Here is a 2317-nt window from a genome sequence, read left to right as displayed (position 1 = left end):
GTCCTGCTTGTCGCTCACCGGCGCGCGGTGGTCAAGCGAGCCCTCGCGCTCCTGGATTTCGGTGCCGAGCGTGCCGCCCAGCGCCACGTTCAATTCCTGGATGCCGCGGCAGATGGCGAGCAGCGGCACGCCGCGCTCGATCGCCCGCCGGATCAGCGGCAGCGTCGTGGCGTCGCGCGCCGGATCATAGGGGCCATTGGCTTCGCTGGCGTCGCCGCCATAGAGCGAGGGATGCACATTGGATTTCGAGCCGGTGACCATCACGCCGTCGACCGACGAGAGAAGTTCGTCGAAGTCGAGCCGGTCGCCGAACGATGGCACCAGCAGCGGGAACACACCGGCGCCGGTGATCGCCGCTTCCAGATATTGCTGCGGGGCGGCATGCCAGGTGTAGTTGTCGAACTGACGGACGTCGGTCGATATGGCGACGAGCGGCTGATGCATTTTGCTCTGTGTTCCATCTGGGCAAGGGATACCTGCCGCTAAAATAGGCGATCCCCGGTTGTTTTTCCATGCCAAGTTTCGGCGTGTCGCATGGGCCACGAAATGGCCTGTTAGACTATAGTTGCAGGGTAGCTGGGCTTCGCCGTCAAATCGGGTCGCCGTGCTGGACTCGACTTCTTGCCTGTGTATTGTCTTGAACGAACCGACACGGAAACCGAGGATTTCCTGACGTCGGCCTGTTGATCCAAAAGGGAGGAACTTCATGGATCGTCGTTCATTCATTCGCAAGGCCGGTGTCACCGGCGTCGGTGCCGCCGCGGCGGCGGCCACACTGGCGGCGCCCGCAATAGCCCAGTCCAATCCCAAGGTGACGTGGCGGCTGGCGTCGTCCTTCCCGAAGTCGCTCGACACCATCTATGGCGGTGCCGAGGTGTTCTCGAAGATGCTGTCGGAAGCCACCGACGGTAACTTCCAGATCCAGGTCTTCGCCGCCGGAGAGCTGGTGCCAGGCCTGCAGGCCGCAGACGCCACCACGGCCGGCACGGTCGAGGCCTGTCATACGGTGGCATATTATTACTGGGGCAAGGACCCGACATGGGCGCTGGGTGCGGCGGTTCCCTTTTCGCTCAACGCACGCGGCATGAATGCCTGGCATTACCATGGCGGCGGCATCGACCTGTTCAACGAGTTTCTCGCCACGCAGGGCCTTTTCGGCCTGCCGGGCGGCAACACCGGCGTCCAGATGGGCGGCTGGTTCCGCAAGGAAATCAACACGGTGGCCGACCTTTCCGGCCTCAAGATGCGAATCGGCGGTTTTGCCGGCAAGGTGGTGCAGAAGCTCGGCGTCGTGCCGCAGCAGATCGCCGGCGGTGATATCTATCCCGCGCTGGAGAAAGGCACCATCGACGCGGCCGAATGGGTTGGTCCCTATGACGACGAGAAGCTCGGCTTCTATAAGGTCGCGCCCTATTATTACTATCCCGGCTGGTGGGAGGGCGGCCCGACCGTCCACCTGATGTTCAACAAGGCGAAGTACGAAGAACTTTCGCCGACGTACAAGTCGCTGCTGCACACTGCCGCGCAGGCGGCCGACGCCAACATGCTGCAGAAATACGATTATCTGAACCCTGCGGCGGTGAAGCGACTGGTAGCCGGCGGCGCGAAACTGCGCCCGTTCAGCCAGGAGATCATGGCCGCCTGCTTCGAAAAGGCCAACGAGGTCTATACCGAAATGGAAGCCTCCAACGCCCCGTTCAAGAAGATCTGGGAATCGATCAAGGGCTTCCGCAAGGAGCATTATCTCTGGGCGCAGGTGGCCGAATACAATTACGACACCTTCATGATGGTCCAGCAGCGCAACGGCAAGCTGTAGTCGGCCGGACTTCTGCTCAAAAGCTCTCTGGGCGGAACCCGCTCAGGGAGCTTTTCTGTATATACCGGAGGCGAAACCGGCGGTTCAGCCTCGGCGCGGCACCACCAGAACCTTGACCTCGCCGGGCGCCGGCGGATTGGCGATCACCGCTGGCGCTTCTTCAAGCGACACCTGCCTGGAGATCAGCCTATCGATCTCGATCGTGCCGGAAGCAATGAGTTCGGCGGCACGGCGATGGGTGTAGGGATTGAGGAAGGAACCGAGCACCTTCAGTTCCCGGAACAGCAGGTCGAACGGCTCGAATTCAGCTTTCACGCCTTGCGGCGTCACGCCGACGATGACGACCGTGCCACCGGCGCGGGCCAGCCGCATCGACTGCTCGACGGTCTCTCGCACGCCCGCACATTCGAAGACGACGTCGACACCGCCTGGCACCAGCCCCACCGGTCCGGCGATGGCATCGATGACATCGGCGGTGGGTGGGTGGATGGGCATTTTTGC

General features: G+C 62.5%; 3 protein-coding genes. 1 reads left to right on the top strand and 2 read right to left on the bottom strand.

Features of this window, described 5'->3' with window-relative positions:
• On the bottom strand, positions 1-444 hold a 444-nt coding region (locus EN906_RS31310; RefSeq protein WP_164777505.1), incomplete at its 3' end, for a gamma-glutamyl-gamma-aminobutyrate hydrolase family protein.
• 262 nt (positions 445-706) lie between these two features.
• On the opposite strand from EN906_RS31310, the gene EN906_RS31305 reads away from it, so the two are divergent.
• Complete coding sequence (locus EN906_RS31305; protein WP_013528215.1) at positions 707-1816, top strand: TRAP transporter substrate-binding protein; 1110 nt, start codon at positions 707-709, stop codon at positions 1814-1816.
• 84 nt (positions 1817-1900) lie between these two features.
• Here the strand turns inward: EN906_RS31305 and EN906_RS31300 are convergent.
• A partial coding sequence (locus EN906_RS31300; protein WP_164777504.1) for a zinc-binding dehydrogenase occupies positions 1901-2317 on the bottom strand: 417 nt, incomplete at its 5' end.

It is taken from the genome of Mesorhizobium sp. M7A.F.Ca.CA.004.06.1.1 (assembly GCF_003999135.1).
Classification (GTDB): Bacteria; Pseudomonadota; Alphaproteobacteria; order Rhizobiales; family Rhizobiaceae; genus Mesorhizobium.
Note: the sequence above shows the minus strand (reverse complement) of the source record. Positions and strands in the feature narration are given on the sequence as shown.

Bases quoted from the DNA above. Each gene is read 5' to 3' on its own strand.
- EN906_RS31305 (WP_013528215.1), top strand. From the start codon at position 707: ATGGATCGTCGTTCATTCATTCGCAAGGCCGGTGTCACCGGCGTCGGT.